This is a genomic window from Saccharothrix carnea (assembly GCF_003014735.1).
GTDB lineage: Bacteria > Actinomycetota > Actinomycetes > Mycobacteriales > Pseudonocardiaceae > Actinosynnema > Actinosynnema carneum.
The window spans coordinates 17,088-36,882 of record NZ_PYAX01000006.1; the positions used below are offsets into that span (position 1 = coordinate 17,088).

The window sequence follows — 19,795 nt, forward strand, 5'->3', positions numbered from 1 at the left end:
ATGCTCTCTAGGACGTGGGCGCCGACGTTCCCGCTGGACTTCGGCGCGCTGCTGATGCCGTTGCGGCGGGGTCCGGGCGATCCGACGTTCCGCGTGGACGACGCCGGGGTGTGGCTCGCGGCCAACACCCCGGCGGGTCCGGGCACCCTGCGCGTCCGCCGCGCCGACGTGGTGGAGGCGGACGCGTGGGGCGACGGCGCGCAGTGGCTGCTGGACGGCCTGCCCGCGTTGCTGGGCGCCGGGGACGACGACTCGGCGTTCGAGTGCCACCACCCGCTGGTCGCGGAGACGAGGCGGCGGCGTCCGGGCATCAGGCTCGGCACGACGGGCCGCGTGTGGGACTCGCTGCTGCCCGCGATCCTGGAGCAGAAGGTGACGGGCACCGAGGCGTTCCGCTCGTACCGGGAGCTGGCACGGCGGTTCGGCACGCCGGCGCCGGGCGTGCCTGACCTGGTCGTGCCACCGACACCCCGGGCGATCCTGGGCGTCACGGACTGGGAGTGGCACAAGGCGGGTGTCGACGGTGGCCGTCGCCGTGCCCTGATCGCGGCGGCCCAGGTGGCACACCGCCTGGAACGCGCGGCGGAGCTGGGCGGCGAGGACGGCCGCACCCTGCTCCGGAAGGTGCCCGGCATCGGCGTGTGGACGGCGGCCGAGGTCGCGCAACGGGCCTGGGGCGACCCGGACGCGGTCAGCTTCGGCGACTACCACCTGGCCGGCATCGTCGGCTGGGCGTTGGTCGGACAGGCCGTGGACGATGATCGAATGGCCGAGCTCCTGGCCCCCTACGCCCCCCAACGCCACCGCGCCGTCCGCTACATCCTCGCCTCGGGCGTCACCAAACCCCGCCGAGGCCCCCGCTTCTCCCCCCGCGACTACCGCGCCATGTGATCGCCGAGCCCGATCGACTCCAACGCCCGCCGGAGACGGACGTGCAGGTGCCGGTCGGTTCGCGCGACGACGTCGAGTTCGAGGGCCTCCAGCAGCTTCGGCACGTCCTGGAAAGCGCGAACGGGCCGGCGGTCGATGCCGAGTTCGATGAGGCAAATCAGCGCCTCGACCACGGTGTGCGGCAGGAGTTCGCGGATATCCCGCTCCGCGAAGAGCTGGTCGAGCAGGTCGACAGCTTCACCGTGCGGCTCGCCGGTGTCACCCAGCAGCCGCAACGCGCACCTGATCAGCGGTTCGTCCTCGGCCTCGCTGCCGACTCCGAGTGAGACGACTTCTTCGAGCAACGCGCGCGAGGCCGCCGGGTCCTTGGCCAGGGCGTCGAAGTACAGCGCCCAGTAATGCCCGCCCACCCGCGCACCTGCCTTCAACGCCTTCACGCCCGACGTGTAGGCCGCCAACCGTCGAGGCGGGGAACCCGAAGTCAAGACGGTCAGCAGCAGGTGCCAAAGGGTGACGAACCGCCCTTCGTGCCGCACGAGCACGGTCGACGCGGCCATCAGGTCCGGGAAAAGGGGCTCGATGTTGTGCAGCAGCAATCCCTCGCGCCACGACGTGCGGAGCGCCTCCCACCTGCGGACTTCATCGAGGTAGTTCGGCAGGTACCTCATGTCGGCGGATGAGTCCGCCAACCACTCCACGTCGACCGGTGAGGGCTCCAGCGTCCTCCGCAGCACGACCGATGCGTCGGGCGAAGGTGCGACCGTCAGCACCCGGGTGACGCTGTCCCATTCCTCCTCGTCCAGCTGCGACTGCCACAGCAGGGTCAGGGCTTGCCACTTCGATCGGATGAAGCCGGATACGGCGTATCCGCCACCCGCCACGACGGCGAGCGTGACCAGGTTCGCCGTGTAAGCCGCGATGCGCCCCGCGATCGTCAGCGAGCGCGGCAGGTAGTCGGGGTGGTCGGCGCCCGGTTGCCGGTGTTGAGCGGGGTCCACGAGTGCGGTGAACAGTTCGTGCAGCGCGGTGCGGTCGGCGTCGGGGGTCTCGCGGAACAGCTGGTCCAGGAACGAGATCACGGGGCTGCGGGTGGTCAGTGGGGCGAAGGACAGCACCGGTTCCAGCCAGCCCGCGTCGGTCCCCTGACGCCCGTAGCGCGACTTGGCGGCGCGTTCCTGAGCGAGCACGTCCAACGAGACGCGGTGCACCAGGCGGGCGACCAGGAACTCGCCGAACGTCGCGTGCAGGAATTCGTAGGTCTGCAGGACGCGGCTGTCGTGGGCGGCACGGGCCGCGTGGACGAAGAAGAACCGGCCGACCGCCAACTGGGCCGAGCTGAGCCGGAGGCGGCGGTCCGGGCCGTTACGCGAGCCACCGGGCAGGAGGGCGTTCAGGTCGTCGTCCAGCTCAGTCTCGTCGATCCACTGCACGCCGCGGTTGAACATCGCGAACGCCACCACGGACAGCCTGACCAGTTCCTCCTCCACGGCCTGGTCGACTTGGTCGTCCATCGCGTCACGGAGGCTCTTGTCGACCTCGCGGCGGGCGAACCCGGTCAGCAGCTGCTCGTACAGCGTGGCCGTCGCCAGTCCCGCGCCCTCGTTGTGCAGCGCGTTCCCGTCCGCGTTGTAGAGCGCCAGCATGAACAGCAGCAACGGCTGGCCGGCCAGGTCCTCGAAGCGGAGCGCCACGTCCGGTGCCAGGACGGCGCGCGGGTTGGCGGTGTTCCACACGTCGAGCCAGCGGCGCACCTGGTCGTGGCCGAACGGCTCCAGCTTCAGCACCTTGGTCGGACCGGCGAACCGGGCCCGGTTCGCCACCGCCGTGCGGCTGGTCACGACGAAGATCACCGCACGCTCCTGATCGACCTCGCGCTGCTGGAACTCGCGGATCCGCGCCAGGTAGTCGGACTTGCTCGTGCCGGTGGCCTGGAGCAGTTCGTCGAAACCGTCCAGCAGGACGACGGGGACGGCGGGCGCCGCCGCACGGGCGAGTTCAGGCCAGGTCAGCCGCTCACCGGTCGCCCGGGTGATGGCGTCCTCGACCTGTTCCTGCAGGCTCGCGTCGGCCGGCACGTCCCGCAGCACGACCCGGATCGGCAGGAAGTCCTCCGGCGGCAGCTGGGCGGCCAGGATCTTCGTCAGCAGCGACTTGCCCGCCCCCGGTTGACCCAGCACGACCAGTGGCGCGGTGGTGGCCGCGGAGGAGGTGAGGTAGCCGGCGAGGTAGTCGTCCAGGTCGGCGCGGACCGGCTCGGCGGACCACCACTCGTCCCGGCTCACGTCGGCGGACTGGTCCGCGTCGACCACCTTGAAGCGCGGCGACACGTACGCCTGCGCCAACGTCGGCAGGACCAGGCCAGAGGGGACGTCGCCCTCCACGATCGGACGGCCCAGCACCGCGCGGTGGCTCCGGGCCAGGGCATCACGGCGGTCGTCGGGTGGCTGGGCGCCGACGAGCGGCTCCAGGAAGGCACGCAGGTCCGCGAGGCCCGTGCGGACCTCGGTCCGGGTGGCGGCGTGCTCGATCCCGGTGGTCCACACCGCGAACTCCGGGCAGTCGACCGACAGGCGGCGGTACAGCGCCTGGTAGTGCTCCACGGCCCGGCCCGGCGCCTCGTCGCAGGCCATCACGAACCGCTCACGCGCGTCACCGGTCAGGTCCTGCCAAGCGGCGAAACCGCTGAGGAAGCCGATGACGGTCTCGACCAGGTTCCGGTAGTGGTCCCAGAGCGCGGTGGAGACGGCGTCGGGTGCTGTTTCAGGGCTCGGCAGCGGGCTCGGGGTGTCCAACAACGCGAGGACGACGGTCGACTTGCGCATCGACATCGGCCGGTCCGCGCCGGCCAGCGCCAACTGCTCGCCCGCGCTGATCTTGAGCTGGAACGGCAGGCCGATGTCGTCCAGGGTCTCGAAGAACGCGGTGATCACCAGGATGCTGTGGGCGGCTTCGAGTAATCGGGTCCGTTCGACGCGGTGCAGGCCGGTGACGCGCTCGCGCACGAACGACAGCACCTGCTTGCCCACCCGCACCACCTCGGTGCGGGCGTCGAGCAGGTCGATCCCGCCCGTGGCCAGCACCGCCGCCGCCGAGGCGTGGTCCACGAGCTTCACCAGACCGGTGTCGCCGCCCAGCAGTTTGACCGCGTCGCGGTAGGAGAAGGAGCCGCGCATCGGGACATCATCCACGGCAACGGCCCGCGGCAGGGCGCAGTCAGCGGGTCATGAGGCGAAGCCGCAGGGCCAGGCCCGCGCGCACGGCCAACATCAACGGCGCCCACAACGGGCCGCGGTGGCGGTCGGCGAGGTAGCGGTAGGCGCTGGAGTGGTGGGCGGCGAGCATCCGCTTCGACGCGCGCTGGGTGGAGTGGCCGCCGATGTGCACGACCTCCGCCTCGGGCACGTAGACGTTCAGCCAGCCGGCGCGGCCGAGGCGGTCGCCCAGGTCCACGTCCTCGAAGTACATGAAGTACCGGGGGTCGAAGCCGTCGACCGAGTCGAACGCCTCCCGGCGCATCAGCAGGCACGAGCCCGACAGCCACCCGGCGGTGCGCTCCTCCGGCGCCGCCGCGGCCTGCCGGTACTCCCGCGACCACGGGTTGCCCGGCCACACGACCGCGAACAGCGCGTGCCCCACCCCGCGCCCCAACGACGGCAGCAGCCGTGCCGAGGGGTACACCGCGCCGGACGGTTCGCGGATCAGCGGTCCGAACGCCCCGCCGCGCGGCCACCGCTTGGCCGCTTCCAGCAGCTTGTCCAGGCTGCCCACGCCCCAGGACAGGTCGGGGTTGGCGACCACGACCCAGCCGACCGAGTCGGGCAGCGAGGCGACGCCGCGGTTCGCGCCTGCGCCGTAGCCGAGGTTGCCCCCGGTGGGCAGGAACGTCACGTGCGGGTGCTCGGCGGCGGCGCGTTCGGGCACGCCATCGGTGGAACCGTTGTCCGCCAGCACCACCGACACCGGCCGGGTGGTCGCCGCGGACAGCGTGGACAGGAAGGTGTCCAAGGTCTCACCGGGCGAGTAGGTGACGGTCACCACCGCCAGCTCGTCTCCGTAACGCGTCACGCCGGCAACCCTAGTGGTGACGCGTGTGGCGCACGACGGCGTGCCCCGGAACGGCCGAACGGCTCAACGCAGCCGGTACGTGCGGGCCGCGCGTTCGTAGGCCAGCCGGTGCCGGGCGGCCGACGTGGACCAGGAGAAGTCCTTCGCCCGCACGACCGCCGCCGCGGCCAGTTCGGCCCGCCGGGCCGGGTCGTCCAGCAGCTCGCTCAACGCCGCCGCGATGTCACCCGCGCCGACACCGCAGTACGCCACCGCGTCGCCGCCCACCTCGGGCAGGCTCAACCGCCGGGTCGTGAGCACGGCCGCGCCGCACGCCATCGCCTCCAGCACCGGCAGCCCGAACCCCTCGCCGAGCGACGGGTAGGCCACCACCTCGGCACCGCCGAGGAAACCGGCCAGCGACGAGAACGGCAGGTAACCGGCCCGGATCACGCGCACCCGGTGCGGCACGGCGTCCAGCGCGCGTTCCACCTGGCTGTCCCAGCCGGGCTGGCCGGCGAGCACGAGCGCGGGCGGGTCGCGCCGGTCGCGGACCGCCTGCGCGAACCCGCGGATCAACGCCGGGACGTTCTTGCGCGGCTCCAGCGCGCCGAGGAACGCCACGTAGGGCGTGTCACCGAGGGACAGCCTGCGCCGGACCGCGGCCACGTCCTCGGGGGTCGGCGGGTGGAACCGCTCGGTCTCCACGCCGTGCTGGGCGATGTGCAGCAGCCGCCGGTCCGCGCCCGCCACCCGGGCCAGCTCGTCGGCGGTCGCCCGGGACGGCACCACGCACAGCGCCGCCCGCCGCAGCGAAGCCCTGGTCCAGGCGCGGAAGAAGCGCGCTTTGACCGACGAGTGCAGCACCGCGTCGGTGAAGAAGGTCGCGTCGTGCAGCGTCACCACCGACGCCACCCGGTTCGCCAGCGGCACGGTGTAGTGCGGCGAGTGCACGACCGCCACGCCGAGCCGGTTCGCCAGCCGCGGCAGGGTCGTCTGCTCCCAGGTCAGCCGGGCGGTCCTGGTCGCCACCGCGTCGGCCGCCGGGATGACGCGCGTGCGCGGGGCGAGGGACGTGTAGAGCTCGGCATCGCGGGGTTGGCACACCACGCTGAGCCGGGCACCGTCCGCGTCCAGCGCGGCCACCAGGGAATCCACGTACCGCCCGACACCACCTCGGTCGGCTGGGACGGCGGTGGCGTCGATCAGCACGCTGGGCTCGACGGGTGACACGCGGTGAAGGGTACGGCGGGCTGCCGACAGGTTGACCGGGAATGACGCAAACTGTTCGTCAACTGAACAGGCCGAGATGGATGGCCCACACCGAGCGCGCGGCGTTTTCCCAGGTGAACGCCTCGGCTCGGGTCCGCCCGGTGCCGGTCAAGCGGTCGGCGAGTGACGAATCGGACAGCACCGAGCGCAGCCCCGCGACCAGCGCCGCGCGGTCGCCTCGCGCCACCGTGACGCCCGCGCCGCCCGCCACCTCCACCAACGCGGGCGCGTCCGAGTGGACCACCGGCACCCCGGCCGCCATCGCCTCCACCACCGGCAGCCCGAACCCCTCGGCCAGGCTCGGCGCGGCCAGCACCGCTGCCCGCCGCAGGACAAACGCCAACTGCGCGTCGCTCAGCCGTCCCAACAGGTGGACGTGCGGCGCACGCAGGTCCACCCCTCCCCAGCCTTGCGGCCCGACCACGACCAGCGGCACACCCAGCTCCGCCGTCGCCTCCGTCAGCAGGCCGAAGCCCTTGCGCGGCTCGATGGTGCCGATCGCCAGGACGTACCGGTCGGGCACGTCCACCGGCTCCTCCGCCGGGAACGCCGTCACCCCGTTTCCCACCACGTGGACGGGCACCGGTCCGGGCGCGTACCGCCGCAGCTCGTCGGCCACCACGGACGTCGGCACCACGATCGCACCCGCCCGCGCCACCGCCCGGCTGATCACCCGCTGGTGCCAGGCGACCCCGCGCGGCGTCAACGTCGACGGGTGCGTCCACGGCACGGTGTCGTGCACGGTCACCACCACCCGCCCGCGCGGCGGCGCGAACGGCGTGAAGGCGTGCACCGAATCACCGCCCGGCCAGTACGGCACACCCCGCTCCCACGCGGCGATCAGCGCACGCCGGGGCAACGGCAGCACGCGCGGCCCCCGAACACCCGGGATCACGGCCGCCGACACGTCCGCGTGCCTGCTCACCACCCCGGTCACGGTCCACCCGGCGGGCGCGGTGGCGGCCAACGCGCCAGCCAGCTCCCGCGTGTACCGGCCGGTGCCACCGGGCACCGGCGCCAGCAACTGCTCGGTCAGCACAACGAGGTCGGGCACGTCGCGTACCGTCTCACGCCGTGTCGATCCCCAGCACGACGGTGGTCGTGGTGACGTGGCGTGGGCGGGAGCACATCACCGCGTGCCTCGACGCCCTCGCCCGGCAGAGTCCACATCGGACGCTCGTGGTGGACAACGCCTCCGACGACGGCACCGCCGAGTTGATCGCGGCGCACCCGAGCCGGCCGGAGACCCTGCGCCTGCCGGTCAACCGCGGTTACGCCGGTGGGCTGGCGGCGGCGTTGCCGAGGATCACCACGGAGTACGTGGCCTGGCTCAACGACGACGCGGCGCCCGACGACGGCTGGCTCGCGGCCCTCGAAGACGCCCTGGACACCGCACCGGACGCGGCCGCCGCGACGTCGTCACTGCTGCTGGCGGACGGTTCGACGCAGTCGGTGGGCGTCCGGCTCACCGCCGACGGACACGGCGCCGACCTGGTGCTGGCCGGTCGCGACGTGTTCGGGTTCTGCGGCGGCGCGGCACTGCTGCGCCGGGAGGTGCTGGAGCGCGTGGGCGGTGTCCCGGCGGCGTTCTTCTGCTACTACGAGGACACCGACACGGCGTGGCGGCTGCGGCTGGCCGGTCACCGCGTGCTGTCGGTCGGCCCGGCCCGCGTGCGCCACCGGCACGGCGCCAGCACGAACCCCGGCTCCCGGCTGTTCCACCGCTGGAACGAGCGCAACCGCTTGCTGACGCTGCTGCGCTGCGCGCCCCTCGCCACGGCCCTGCGGGAACTGGCCAGGTTCGCCGCGATCACCGCACTACTCCCGTTGCGGCGCGACACGCCCGATGCGGCCAACTTCCAGGTGCCGCTGCGGCTGCGAGTGCTGCTGGAAGTGCTGGCGAGGCTGCCGATCACGGCGATCCAGCGGTGGCAGATCGGCCGACGTGCGACAGTGGACCGGCGCGTGGTGTGGCGGGAGTGGGCGGGCCGTTAGGGGAGCACGGGGTGGTCGAACGGGCACTGGTCCGGGTAGTCCGGTGACCCGGCGGCGTGGCGCGACGTCGTCTGCGGTGTGGTGACGCGCAGCGGGCTGTCCGAGGGTGACGAGGAACCGCCTGCCGGGTCGTTCGACGGCCCGGTCTGCTGAAAGGGGAGTTCGGTGGCCGAGTACGTCGAGGTGCGCACGGAGGACGGCGACCTGGTGCCGTTCGAGCTGGACGAGGAGTACGACGGCCCGGTGCGCGCGGGCCGCTGGAACCCGGTGGAGCGCGCCGAGGAGACGTTGGAGAACGGCATCGAGCGGGCGAAGAAGGTGGCCCGGTCGGTGGCGGCGAAGATCGGCAGCATGCCGTCGCCGCGACCGGACAAGGTCGCCGTGGAGATCGGCCTGAAGGTCAGCTCCAGCGCCGCGCTGGCGATCGCGAAGTCCTCCGCCGAGGCCCACGTCAAGATCACCGTCGAGTGGCACCGCGACAGCCTGCCCACCGAAGCCCCGCCAGAAGAGGCCGGCTCAGCGGACAACGAGTCCAAGCCCGACCGGGAGCCCGAAGTGGAGGCGTAGGACACCTTGACCGCACGCTGCGGAGCGTGATGAGGCAGAGTTAGCCCGTGGAGCAAGGGACCCTGCCTGACGTCTCGGTGGTCGTGGTCAACTACCGGGGCGCCGACGACACCATCACCTGCCTGCGCGCGCTGTTCGGCGACCTCGACTACCCGGCGGAAAAACTGCAGGTCATCGTGGTCGAGAACGCCTCGGGCGACGGCAGCGCGGACCGCATCCGGGCCGCCGCGCCCCAGGCTGAGGTGGTCGAGGCGCCGGCGAACCTGGGCTTCGCCGGCGGCTGCAACCTGGGCGTGCGCTCCGCGCGCGGGTCGGTGGTCGCGTTCCTCAACAACGACGCCCGCCCTCACCCGCGGTGGTTGCGCGAGGCGGTGGCCGTGCTGCGCACCGAGCCCGCGGTCGGCGCGGTGGCGAGCAAGGTCCTCGACTGGGACGGCCGCGAGATCGACTTCGTGGACGCCGGTCTCACCTGGTTCGGCATGGGCTACAAGCGGCACGCCGGGCAGCCCGACGACGGCAGCCACGACACACCGCGCGACGTGCTGTTCGGCACCGGCTCGGCGCTCGTGGTCCGGGCCGAGGTGTTCCGCGAGCTGGACGGGTTCGACGAGCGGTTCTTCATGTTCTACGAGGACGTCGACCTCGGCTGGCGGATGAACCTGCGCGGCTGGCGCGTCCGGTACGTGCCGACGTCCCTGACCTACCACAAGCACCACGCCTCGATGTCCTCTGTGGACACCAGCCGTGAGCTGTACCTGTTGGAGCGCAACGCCCTGGCCGCGCTCTACAAGAACTTCTCCGACGAGACGCTGGCCAAGGCGCTGCCCGCCGCGCTGGCCCTGGTGGTCCGCCGCGCCACCGCGCGCGGCGAACTGGACGCCACCCAGCTGGAGATCACCCGCCGTCCCGCGAACCCCGAGGACGACCGCGCACCCGTGCCCGTGTCGCGGCAGGCGCTGGCCGGGTTCCTCGCGATCGACCAGTTCGTGGAGCTGCTGCCGTCGCTGGCCGAGTCGCGCAAGACCGAGCAGGCCGCGCGCCGCGTGTCCGACACCGACCTGGTGCCGCTGATGCGCAAGGCGATGGAGCCCGCCTACCCGCTGCCCCGCTACCTGGCCGCGCACGACGTGCTGGTCGAGGTGTTCGGGCTGGAAGAGGTGTTCGGCCGGCCGCGCCGGGTGCTGGTGATCACCGGTGACGCCATCGCCGACCGGATGGCCGGTCCCGCGATCCGGGCCTGGAACATGGCCGACGTGCTGTCCGGCGAGCACGAGGTCCGGCTGGTCACGGTCAACCCGCTGTGCGCGCCGCCCGAGGCGTCGTTCCCGGTGCTCAAGGTGGCCCGGCGCGACCTGGGCGCCCAGGTCGAGTGGGCCGACGTGGTCGTGCTGCAGGGTCACGCGCTGGAGTTCGTGCCGGAGCTGAAGAAGCCGACGTCCACCAAGATCGTCGTCTGCGACATCTACGACCCCATGCACCTGGAACTGCTCGAACAGGGCAAGGACGCGACCGACGAGCAGCGCGAGCTCGACCTCGTCGGCGTCACGAAGGTGCTCAACGACCAGTTGGCGCGCGGCGACTTCTTCCTGTGCGCGTCGGAGCGGCAGCGGCACTTCTGGCTCGGCCACCTGACCGCGCTGGGCAGGCTCACGCCCTCGCTGTACGACAACGACCCCACCGTGCGCTCGCTGCTGGCCGAGGCGCCGTTCGGGCTGCCGGGCAAGCCGCCGCAGCGCACCGGGCCGGGGCTGCGCTCGACGTTGGGCATCGGCGAGTCGGACAAGGTCGTGCTGTGGGCGGGCGGCGTCTACAGCTGGTTCGACCCGCTGACCCTGCTGCACGCGATGGACCGGCTGCGGACCCGCCGCTCGGACGCGCGGCTGGTGTTCCTGGGCATGAAGCACCCGAACCCCGAGGTGCCGGACATGGACATCGCCGGGCAGACCCGGGCGCTGGCCAAGCGGCTGGACCTCGTGGGCTCGCACGTGTTCTTCAACGAGACGTGGGTGCCCTACCAGGACCGGCAGAACTGGCTGCTCGACGCGAACGCGGGCGTGACCACGCACTACGAGCACGTGGAGACGACGTTCGCGTTCCGGACCCGGGTGCTGGACTACCTGTGGGCGGGGCTGCCGATCGTGACCACGGACGGCGACTCGTTCGCCGACCTGGTGCGGCGCGAGGGCCTGGGCGTCGTGGTGCCGTCCGAGGACGCGGACGCGTTGGCCGACGCGTTGGAGAAGGTCATGTACGACACCGCTTTCGCGGCCGCGTGCGTGGACCGGATCGCGGTCGTGCGGGAGCGGTTCACCTGGGAGAACGTGCTCGCGCCGCTGACCGACTTCTGCCGCAACCCGCGGCCCGCCGCCGACCGGCTGCCCGGCTCGTCGTTCATGGTGCGCAACCGGCCGCTCGGCAAGCTGGAGAAGGTGCAGCGGGACGTGGCGCTGGTCAAGGAGTACATGTCCGCCGGCGGTGCCGGTGAGGTGGCCCGCCGGGCGACCGGCCGGGTGCTGAAGAAGTTGCGCGGCCGTGGCTAGGCCGTTGCGGGTGCTGATCGACGGCACCCCCCTGCTCGGGCAGCGGACCGGGATCGGCCGCTACACGGCGGCGTTGGCCGAGGAGCTGGCGTCGATGCTGGACGAGGTCGACGTGCGCGCGGTCGCGTTCACGCTGCGCGGGTGGCGTGCGCTGCGGACCGTGCTGCCGCACGACGTGGTGGCGCGCGGGCTGCCCGTGTCGGCGCGGCTGCTGCGGCAGTTCTGGCTGCGGATGCCGTTCCCGCCGGTGGAGTTCCTGGCCGGGCCGACCGACGTCATGCACGCGACGAACTTCATCCTGCCGCCCGTGCTGCGGGCCGGTGGCGTGACGACCATCCACGACCTGGCGTTCCTGGACGCGCCCGGCGACCTGCCGCCCTCGGACCGGCGGCTGCCGGAACTGGTGCAGAAGTCGGCGACGCGGGCGGACGTCGTGTGCACGCCGACCCGCGCGGTGGCCGAGGTCGTGATGGACCGGCTCGGCGTGCCCGAGTCGAAGATCGTGGTGACGCCGCTCGGTGTGGACCCGGCGTGGTTCGCCGCCCGGCCGCCGTCACCCGCGCTGCGCGCCCGGTTGGGCCTGCCCTCGGAGTACCTGCTGTTCGTGGGCGCGGGTGGGCCGCGCAAGGGCCTCGGCACGTTGCTGACCGCGCACGCCGCCCGGCCGTCGTTGCCGCCGCTGGTGCTGGCCGGGCCGCACGTGGTCAGCTCCGACGACCGGGTGATGCGGACCGGGTACCTGAACGACGTGGACCTGCGGAGTGTCGTGGCGGGTGCGGCGGCGTTGGTGCTGCCGTCGCGCGACGAGGGGTTCGGGCTGCCGGTGCTGGAGGCGTTGGCGTGCAACGTGCCCGTCGTGTGCACGGACGTGGCGGCGTTGCGCGAGGTCGCCGATGGGTACGCGGTGCACGTGCCGGTGGATGACGTGGAGGCGTTGGCGACGGCCATGGTCGACGCCGTCGAGGCACCGCCCACGCCCGCCGACCAGGTGGCACGGCGGACGCACGCGGCGGGGTTCACCTGGCGCCGGACGGCGGAGCTGACGGTGTCGGCCTACCGGCGGGCCGCCGGGCGGTGACCGGGGCCTGTCGGCGGGCCGCGGGGCGGTGACCGGGAGTCCTCTCCGGGAGTCCTGTCCAGGAGGTCTGTCCGGGAGGTCTGTCCGGCAACGCGGGCGGCTCCTCGTTACGGGTGCCCGGTTTGCCGGTCGGTGCGGGCGGGCTTGAGGACGTTCCACGAGATCTGCCGTGAACCCGTCACGGCACAGACGCGACGCAAGAACCGCTGACGCTCGCCTTCCAGGCGGGTCGCGGTCGCTTCAGGGGATCGCCCGATCGCGGACATGGCGGAAAGGTTCTCGCACTGCTTGAGCGCAAAACCAGTGCGATAATCCGACTCCACCCCAACGGCGCAACCGACCCCTCGGGTGGTCACTCAGCGCGTCCACTGCGATGATGCCGGCCATGAGCTTCACGGCTGTGTGGCCGATCACGGACGAGCAAGACGCCGACGCGGCCGACGAGATGACCGTCGATTCGCCGGAGGACGTCGACACCCTCCTGCGCCGCCTCGCCGAACCCGGCGCGGGCCCGGCGGTGATCGAGCACCAGGACCGACCGTTGATCACCGACACCGAGGGTCTGCTCGGAGCGCCGGGGACCACCAAGATCCCCGACCACGACGTCGCCGCCGCCATCCACCGAGGCTACGGCTACCTCACGTACGCGGACCCGGACCACGACTACTCGACGTTGGCGGGTGACCCGGCGTCCCCGGAGTACCGCTCCGAGTACGTCGACTACCCGGCTGGCGCGGGGGTGGCGGTGGAGGTTTTGGCGGACGCGTTGAAGGAGTTCCTGGCCACTGGCGAGCGGCCCACGGGCGTGACGTGGCAGGCTGCCTAGCCGGTCGGTGCTGGGTGGGACACCCAAACGTTTGCGTCGACGCGCGGGTTACGTTCTGTGACGTTCGGGGTCGGTGGTCCGGGGTCCGGTGGTCTGGGGGCGGCTCGGTGGTTGGGGCAGGCTCGATTTGACATGGGGCCCCTTACGGGCACTCCAGGCTGGCCAAAGCCGGCAGGCCCGGCGGGGAAGAGCGTCCCGCCGGGCCTGCCGGATTCGACCAGCCTAAAGCACCCGAACCCCATGTAAAATCGGGCCTTTTGCGGTTCCGCTGCGGGTTCGATGTGGTCCCGCAGTGGGGCCGATGGGGTCCGAGACTTTGTCAGGTCGTGAGCGTTGGGGTTAAGGGACGGCGTGGGTGGTGATGGCGGTGGAGAGGGCTTCTTGCCAGTGCCGCAGTGGGGTCAGGCCTGCGTCGGCCCAGGCCTTGCCGGACAGAACCGAGTAGGCCGGGCGGGGTGCGGGGCGGGGGAAGTCGGCGGTGGTGCAGGGGTGGACGCGGTTGGGGTCCAGGCCCAGTTCGGTGAAGATGGCGCGGGCGAAGCCGTGCCAGGTGGTCTCGCCGGCGCCGGTGGCGTGCAGGACGCGGGGCGGGGTGGCGCCGGAGGACACGGCGGCCGCCAGTTCGAGCAGGCCGTGTGCCAGGTCGAGCGACCACGTCGGCGAGCCCAGTTGGTCGTCCACAACGGACAGTGTCTCGTTGGTGGTCGCCAGGCGGGCCATGGTCTTCACGAAGTTATTGCCGTGCTCGCCGTAGACCCAGGCGGTGCGGACGATCCAGGAACGGTCCCAAGTGGACAGGACGCGGTGTTCGCCTTCGAGCTTCGTGCGTCCGTAGACCGAACGGGGGCCGGTTTCGTCGGACGGCTCGTAGGGCCGTGTGCCGTCGCCGGGGAACACGTAGTCCGTGGACACGTGCAGCAGCGGGACGTTGTGCTCGCGGCAGCTGGTGGCCAGGTGTCCCGGGCCGACCGCGTTGACCTCGAACGCCCGGTCGGCGTCCGACTCCGCCGCGTCGACGGCCGTGTAAGCCGCGGCGTTCACGACCACCGGCCGGTAGCCCGCGTCACGCGCGCTGGACGCGAACACGGCCACCGCGTCCGCCACGGCGGAGGCGTCGGTCAGGTCCAGCTCCGCCGACGACGGCGCGTGCACGAGACCGTCCTCGGGCGCCGCCGCCACCACGTCCCGCCCGAGCTGGCCGCGGCCGCCGGGCACCAGGAGTGCGAGCGCCATCAGCCGGCGAGGGTCGCGCGCTGCTTGAGCGGCTCCCACCACGACCGGTTGTCCCGGTACCACTGCACGGTCGCCGCCAGGCCCTCGGCGAAGTCGACCCGCGGTGCGTAACCCAGCTCGGTGGCGATCTTGGTGATGTCGACCGAGTAGCGCCGGTCGTGGCCCTTGCGGTCGGTGACGGGCTCGACGAACGAGTCCCAGTCACGGTCCGTGGCCTCCAGGAGGCGCTCGGTCAGCTCGCGGTTGGTCAGCTCGGTGCCGCCGCCGATGTTGTAGATCTCGCCGCCGCGACCGCCCTCCAACACGAGCTGGATGCCGCGGCAGTGGTCGTCCACGTGCAGCCAGTCGCGGACGTTGAGCCCGTCGCCGTACAGCGGCACCTTCCGGCCGTCGATCAGGTTCGTGACGAACAGCGGGATGACCTTCTCGGGGAACTGGTACGGACCGTAGTTGTTCGAGCACCGCGTGATGCACACCGGCAGCCCGTGGGTGCGGAAGAACGAACGGGCCAGCAGGTCCGACGACGCCTTGGACGCCGAGTACGGCGAGTTCGGCTCCAGGATGTGGTCCTCGGTCCACGAACCCTCGTCGATCGTGCCGTACACCTCGTCCGTGGAGACGTGCACGAACTTCGCCACGCCCGCCTCCAGCGCGCCCTGGAGCAGCGTCTGGGTGCCCAGCACGTTGGTCAGCACGAAGTCGGCCGAACCGGAGATCGAACGGTCCACATGCGACTCGGCGGCGAAGTGCACCACCACGTCCGTGCGACTCATCAGGTCGGCGACCAGCTCGCGGTCGCAGATGTCGCCCCGGACGAAGGTCAGCCGCGGATCGTCCGCGACCGGCGCCAGGTTCTCCTCGTTGCCGGCGTAGGTGAGCTTGTCCAGCACCACCACCTCGGCGTCGGCATAGGCCGGGTACGCGCCGCCCACCATCTCCCGCACGTAGTGCGAGCCGATGAACCCGGCCCCACCCGTTACCAGAACCCGCATGCTCAGTGCCCTCCTGAAGCCGGCTGCTCATCGCAGTCTGTCACGAGGCCCGTCTGTGCAACCCACCTGGTTGTTACAGCGTCTCCCGTATAAGAGGAATATGCGACGCGGTTCACCTCCGCGCCACTAATCTCGAACAGGCACGCCTGAGCGCACGGGGGAGGCAGGCAGTGGACTCCAGTCCGCCCGAAACAGCCGGTGGATCGGCTGCTCTTCGTGTCCTCGCGCTCACCGCCCGTTCACTGCTGGCGCTGGTTTCGGCGGCTGTGCTCGTCGTCACGTGGTACGGCTGGTACTACCTCAGCGACATCGACGAGGACATCACGACCACCGACGTCATCGCGTCGTCGGTCACCCGGGACGACAACGGCGTGGCCATCCCGCCGCTCGACGGCGCGGTCGACATCCTGCTGGTCGGCGTCGACAGCCGCACCGACGCGCAGGGCAACCCGCTGTCGGACGAGGTGCTGGCGCTGCTCAACGGCGGTGTGGCGGACGGCACGCAGAACACCGACACGATGATCCTGGTGCACATCCCCCAGGACGGCACGCGTGCGGTGGCCATCTCGTTCCCGCGTGACGCCTACGTGGAGATCGCCGACGGGTTCGGCACGCACAAGCTGAACTCGGCGCTGGCCAGGCAGAAGAACGAGACGGCCCAGGAGCTGCGCGAGCGGGGCGTGACCGACGAGGCGCGCATCGAGCTGGAGTCGACGCTGGCGGGCCGCAAGACGTTGATCAAGACGATCGAGGGGCTCACCGGCGGCTCGGTGACCGTCGACCGGTACGCCGAAGTCAACCTGGCCAGCTTCTACGAGGTCACGAAGGCGCTCGGCGGCGTCGAGGTGTGCCTGAACCAGGCGACCCGCGACCGCGACTCGGGTGCCGACTTCCCGGCCGGGCGGCAGACCGTCGAAGGCGCCAAGGCGCTGTCGTTCGTGCGGCAGCGCGGCGGGCTGCCCGGCGGTGACCTGGACCGGATCGTGCGGCAGCAGGTGTTCATCGGCGCACTGGCCCGCAAGGTGCTGTCCACCGGCACGCTGACCGACTTCGACCAGCTCAACCAGCTCGTGACGGCGGTGAAGAAGTCCGTCGTGCTCAGCGAGGGGTGGAACATCACCGAGTTCGCCCTGCAGATGCAGGGCCTGGTCGGCGGCAACATCCAGTTCCGCACCATCCCGGTCGGCGACCCCGTGGACACGTGGAGCGACGGCAACGTGCTGCCGGTCGACCCGGTGCAGGTGCGGCAGTTCATCGAGGGCCTGGCGGGCGACCGGGGCACGTCGAAGGCGCCCACCACGACCACGACCCCGTCCGGGCCGCCGAACTCGGCGATCACCGTGCACGTCTACAACGCCGCCGGGGTGAACCGGTTGGCGGCCGGTGTGCTGGACGCGTTGGTGGAGAAGGGGTTCCGCCGCGGTGTGGCCGACTCCGCGGCGTACGCCGAGACGACGGTCGTGCGGCACGCACCGGGTGAACGGGCGAGCGCCGAAAAGGTGATCCACGCCCTGGGCGGTAACGCCGAGGCCGTCGAGGACGACTCCGTGCCGGGAGGGCAGGTGCAGGTGTACGCCGGCGCCGACTACTCGCCGCCGGACCGGACCGACCCGGCGTCCGTGGACGTCACCGGCACGAGGATCGCGCCCTCCACCAGTTCCACCCCGCCGATCACCGCCGACGGTGTGGTCTGCGTCAACTGAAGCACCCGCCTCGTGGCGAACCGGACGTCCGACCGGCCCAAGGTGGTTAGCCTGATCGGACACCCGATTTCGTAGGAGGACCCCGGTGAAGGCTGCGGTGATCGCCGGACGCGTGCTCATCGCGTTGCTGTCCGCGGCCGTGCTGGTGGCTGCCGGGTACGGCTGGTCGACGGTGCAGCGCGTGCAGGAGAGCGTGAACACGACGGACGTGCTGACCGCGTTGTCCGACGTGCCGAACGCGCCGCCCGCGAACGACGGCGCCACCGACATCCTGCTCGTCGGCAGCGACAGCCGGACCGACGCCCAGGGCGTGCAGCTGCCGGACCACGTGCTGCGCCAGTTGCGCACCGAGGCGACGGACACGCTCAACACGGACACGATCATCGTGATGCGCGTGCCGCACGACGGCCGCAAGGCGCACGCCGTGTCCATCCCGCGGGACACCTACGTGCCCATCCCGGGCCTGCGCGAGGAGAAGATCAACTCGGCGTACGGGCTGACGAAGTTCTTCACCATGGAGCGGTTGGCGGCCGAGGGCGTGTCCGACCTGACCGAGCGCTCCAAGGCGGGCGACCAGGCCGGGCGGCGGGCGCTGGTGCAGGTGGTGCAGGAGCTGACCGGCGTGCGGGTCGACCACTACGCGGAGATCAACCTGTACGGGTTCTACCTGCTCACCGAGGTGATCGGCGGTGTGGAGGTGTGCCTGAAGCAGGCCACGTCGGACCCGGACTCGGGCGCGAACTTCCGGGCGGGTGTGCAGACGATCTCCGGTGGTGACGCGTTGGCGTTCGTGCGGCAGCGCAAGGGCATCCCGAACGGCGACCTGGGTCGGATCACCCGGCAGCAGGTGTTCATGTCGGCGGCGATGTCGAAGCTGCTGTCCGCGGGGACGCTCGCCGACCCGGCGCGGCTGTCCGGGCTGCTGGACGCGGTGAGCAAGTCGATCGTGGTGGACGAGAACCTGGACCTGGCGACGTTCGCGGGTCAGGCGCGCGGGCTGGCCGGCGGGAACTTCGAGTTCGCGACCATCCCGGTGACCGGCGTGGGCGCCCGCAACGACCGCGGCCAGAGCATCGTCACCGTGGACCCGGCCCAGGTGAAGGCCTTCGTCGCCCAGCTCCTGGGCGAGAACCCGACCACCCCGCCACCTCCCCCGTCGACCTCTGCCGCCGAGCCCACACCCACCAACCGCTTCGCCACCACCCCGCTGCTCTCCCTGGACGGCCCGCGCCACCGTGCCGCCGCCCAACCGGGCCCACCCTGCATCGACTGACCCGGGTGTCCTACGTTCGGAACGGGCGTGTCCTACGTTCCGGTACCCCGAGTTGACGTTCAGGACGGCGGGCCGTGTGCTGAGTGTTCAACTCGGGTGTTCCGAACGTAGGACACGGTGGTCCGGAACGTAGGACACGCGGGTGATCGGGTCGATGGGCGGCGGCACGGCGGGGCGTGGCAAGGTTGGCCCATGACCGTCACGGATGCCCTGTTCGCGCCCCTGTTCGCGGCGAATCCCGGCCGTCCCCTGATCACGCACTACGACGACGCGGCGGGTACGCGGGTCGAGCTGTCCCGCGCCACCATCCGGAACTGGGCGGCCAAGACGGCGAACTGGCTGCGTGACGAGCACGACGTCGAGCCCGGCGACCCGGTGGCCGTGCTGCTGCCCGCGCACTGGCAGACGGCGGGCGTGCTGCTGGGCGCGTGGTGGTGCGGCGCGGCGGTGACCGACGACCCGACCGGTGCCAAGGTGGCCGTCGTGGCGCCCGGCGTCGAGGCGCCCGGTGCGCTGGTGACGGCGGTGGCGTCGTTGCACCCCATGGGGTTGGGCAGCGGTGCGCCGGTCGACTACAACGACGACGTGCGGGTGTTCGGCGACGACTTCGCGCCGTGGGAGCCGGTCGCCGGCCACACCCCCGCGCTGCTGAAGTCCACTGTGGACGAGGTGGTGGAGGAGGCGCACCAGCGGGCGGCGACGTTGGGCATCACCACGACGTCCCGCGTGCTGTCCACTGTGGAGTGGGCTCTGCCGGACGGCCTGCTGAACGGTTTCCTGGCCGTGCTGGCGGGCGGCGGTTCGCTGGTGCAGTGCAGCAACGCCGCACCGGACCTGCTGGCCGCGCGCCGCGCCAGTGAGCAGACGACGCTGGACCTGGTCGGCTGAGCCCCTAGGCGGGCTGCCCGACCTGCCTGCCCTTCGCCAGCCGCGCGACGGTCAGCGATCCGGCGTTGAACCCGACCGCGATCGCGGCCACCGCGAGCACCAGGACGAACTCGTAGCCGCCCTGGCCGAGCAGCCCGTTCGGCAGGTGCACGAGGAACAGCGCGCCGAGCATGTTCGCCGCCAGCAGCACGCCCACCACCGGCGTCGCCGCGCCGAGGACCAGCAGCGCGCCGCCGCCGAGTTCGACGATCGCGGCGAACCAGGCGGACAGCGTCGGCAGCGGCACGCCCATGCCCGCGAACGCGGCGGCGGTGCCGTCGAGCCCCCACTGGGCGACCTTCTGCCAGCCGTGCGCGATGAAGACCACCCCCACGCCGATGCGGCCGATGAGCGCTGCCACGTCCTTGAGCATTGCGTTTCCCCTTCGGGTCGGTGACCGGACGCCGCCGACGTTATATGAACTTTCAACCACTTCCGGCGGACGCAGACGGGT

General features: G+C 71.8%; 16 protein-coding genes. 9 read left to right on the forward strand and 7 right to left on the reverse strand.

Annotation, left to right across the window (positions count from 1 at the left end; translation table 11 throughout):
* Positions 1 to 891, forward strand: a complete 891-nt coding sequence (locus B0I31_RS18225) for a DNA-3-methyladenine glycosylase family protein (RefSeq protein WP_106616606.1) — start codon at positions 1 to 3, stop codon at positions 889 to 891.
* Here the strand turns inward: B0I31_RS18225 and B0I31_RS18230 are convergent.
* The 4 genes from B0I31_RS18230 to B0I31_RS18245 all read right to left on the reverse strand — a co-directional run bounded on the left by B0I31_RS18230 (position 876) and on the right by B0I31_RS18245 (position 7,261).
* Positions 876 to 4,064, reverse strand: a complete 3,189-nt coding sequence (locus B0I31_RS18230) for an NACHT domain-containing protein (protein WP_106616607.1) — start codon at positions 4,062 to 4,064, stop codon at positions 876 to 878. The two genes, B0I31_RS18225 and B0I31_RS18230, sit on opposite strands and share 16 nt — an antisense overlap.
* A gap of 40 nt (positions 4,065 to 4,104) precedes the next feature.
* A complete protein-coding gene (locus B0I31_RS18235; RefSeq protein ID WP_106616608.1) occupies positions 4,105 to 4,956 on the reverse strand; it encodes a glycosyltransferase family 2 protein in 852 nt (283 codons plus the stop codon).
* Positions 4,957 to 5,019: 63 nt separating this feature from the next.
* Positions 5,020 to 6,147, reverse strand: a complete 1,128-nt coding sequence (locus B0I31_RS18240) for a glycosyltransferase family 4 protein (RefSeq protein ID WP_106616609.1) — start codon at positions 6,145 to 6,147, stop codon at positions 5,020 to 5,022.
* A gap of 79 nt (positions 6,148 to 6,226) precedes the next feature.
* Entirely contained in the window at positions 6,227 to 7,261 is a 1,035-nt protein-coding gene (locus B0I31_RS18245; RefSeq protein ID WP_106616610.1) for a glycosyltransferase family 4 protein, read from the reverse strand.
* 26 nt (positions 7,262 to 7,287) lie between these two features.
* Between B0I31_RS18245 and B0I31_RS18250 the strand changes: the two genes are divergently transcribed.
* The 5 genes from B0I31_RS18250 to B0I31_RS18270 all read left to right on the forward strand — a co-directional run bounded on the left by B0I31_RS18250 (position 7,288) and on the right by B0I31_RS18270 (position 13,213).
* Positions 7,288 to 8,202, forward strand: coding sequence for a glycosyltransferase family 2 protein (locus B0I31_RS18250; protein WP_245950143.1), 915 nt, complete (start codon positions 7,288 to 7,290; stop codon positions 8,200 to 8,202).
* 165 nt (positions 8,203 to 8,367) lie between these two features.
* On the forward strand, positions 8,368 to 8,769 hold the full coding sequence (locus B0I31_RS18255) for a CU044_2847 family protein (protein WP_181320238.1): 402 nt from the start codon (positions 8,368 to 8,370) through the stop codon (positions 8,767 to 8,769).
* A gap of 47 nt (positions 8,770 to 8,816) precedes the next feature.
* Entirely contained in the window at positions 8,817 to 11,309 is a 2,493-nt protein-coding gene (locus tag B0I31_RS18260) for a glycosyltransferase (protein ID WP_106616611.1), read from the forward strand.
* Entirely contained in the window at positions 11,302 to 12,387 is a 1,086-nt protein-coding gene (locus B0I31_RS18265; RefSeq protein WP_245950062.1) for a glycosyltransferase family 4 protein, read from the forward strand. The genes B0I31_RS18260 and B0I31_RS18265 overlap by 8 nt, the downstream gene beginning before the upstream one ends.
* A 385-nt stretch (positions 12,388 to 12,772) precedes the next feature.
* Positions 12,773 to 13,213, forward strand: coding sequence for an Imm1 family immunity protein (locus tag B0I31_RS18270; protein ID WP_106616613.1), 441 nt, complete (start codon positions 12,773 to 12,775; stop codon positions 13,211 to 13,213).
* Positions 13,214 to 13,552: 339 nt separating this feature from the next.
* On the opposite strand, the gene rfbD is transcribed toward B0I31_RS18270, so the two are convergent.
* Both rfbD and rfbB read right to left on the reverse strand, forming a co-directional pair.
* A complete protein-coding gene (rfbD, locus tag B0I31_RS18275; RefSeq protein ID WP_106616614.1) occupies positions 13,553 to 14,446 on the reverse strand; it encodes a dTDP-4-dehydrorhamnose reductase in 894 nt (297 codons plus the stop codon).
* Positions 14,446 to 15,438: a dTDP-glucose 4,6-dehydratase gene (gene rfbB, locus B0I31_RS18280; protein WP_106616615.1), complete on the reverse strand. Its 993-nt coding sequence runs from the start codon at positions 15,436 to 15,438 to the stop codon at positions 14,446 to 14,448. The genes rfbD and rfbB overlap by 1 nt, the downstream gene beginning before the upstream one ends.
* A gap of 170 nt (positions 15,439 to 15,608) precedes the next feature.
* Between rfbB and B0I31_RS18285 the strand changes: the two genes are divergently transcribed.
* The 3 genes from B0I31_RS18285 (at position 15,609) to B0I31_RS18295 (ending at position 19,302) form a co-directional block, all read left to right on the forward strand.
* Entirely contained in the window at positions 15,609 to 17,141 is a 1,533-nt protein-coding gene (locus B0I31_RS18285) for an LCP family protein (protein ID WP_106616616.1), read from the forward strand.
* Between the two features lie 85 nt (positions 17,142 to 17,226).
* The gene (locus B0I31_RS18290) at positions 17,227 to 18,414 is read left to right on the forward strand and encodes an LCP family protein (protein ID WP_106616617.1); all 1,188 of its coding nucleotides are present in this window, start codon (positions 17,227 to 17,229) and stop codon (positions 18,412 to 18,414) included.
* A 192-nt stretch (positions 18,415 to 18,606) separates the two neighbouring features.
* On the forward strand, positions 18,607 to 19,302 hold the full coding sequence (locus B0I31_RS18295) for a TIGR03089 family protein (protein ID WP_106616618.1): 696 nt from the start codon (positions 18,607 to 18,609) through the stop codon (positions 19,300 to 19,302).
* Between the two features lie 4 nt (positions 19,303 to 19,306).
* On the opposite strand, the gene B0I31_RS18300 is transcribed toward B0I31_RS18295, so the two are convergent.
* Positions 19,307 to 19,714 carry a DoxX family protein gene (locus B0I31_RS18300; protein WP_106616619.1) on the reverse strand — a complete coding sequence of 136 codons (408 nt, stop codon included), beginning with the start codon at positions 19,712 to 19,714 and terminating at the stop codon, positions 19,307 to 19,309.
* Positions 19,715 to 19,795: the final 81 nt, after the last annotated feature.

Bases quoted from the DNA above. Each gene is read 5' to 3' on its own strand.
- B0I31_RS18270 (WP_106616613.1), top strand. From the start codon at position 12,773: ATGAGCTTCACGGCTGTGTGGCCGATCACGGACGAGCAAGACGCCGAC.
- B0I31_RS18230 (WP_106616607.1), bottom strand. From the start codon at position 4,064: ATGCGCGGCTCCTTCTCCTACCGCGACGCGGTCAAACTGCTGGGCGGC.
- rfbD (WP_106616614.1), bottom strand. From the start codon at position 14,446: ATGGCGCTCGCACTCCTGGTGCCCGGCGGCCGCGGCCAGCTCGGGCGG.
- B0I31_RS18295 (WP_106616618.1), top strand. From the start codon at position 18,607: ATGACCGTCACGGATGCCCTGTTCGCGCCCCTGTTCGCGGCGAATCCC.
- B0I31_RS18225 (WP_106616606.1), top strand. From the start codon at position 1: ATGCTCTCTAGGACGTGGGCGCCGACGTTCCCGCTGGACTTCGGCGCG.
- rfbB (WP_106616615.1), bottom strand. From the start codon at position 15,438: ATGCGGGTTCTGGTAACGGGTGGGGCCGGGTTCATCGGCTCGCACTAC.
- B0I31_RS18300 (WP_106616619.1), bottom strand. From the start codon at position 19,714: ATGCTCAAGGACGTGGCAGCGCTCATCGGCCGCATCGGCGTGGGGGTG.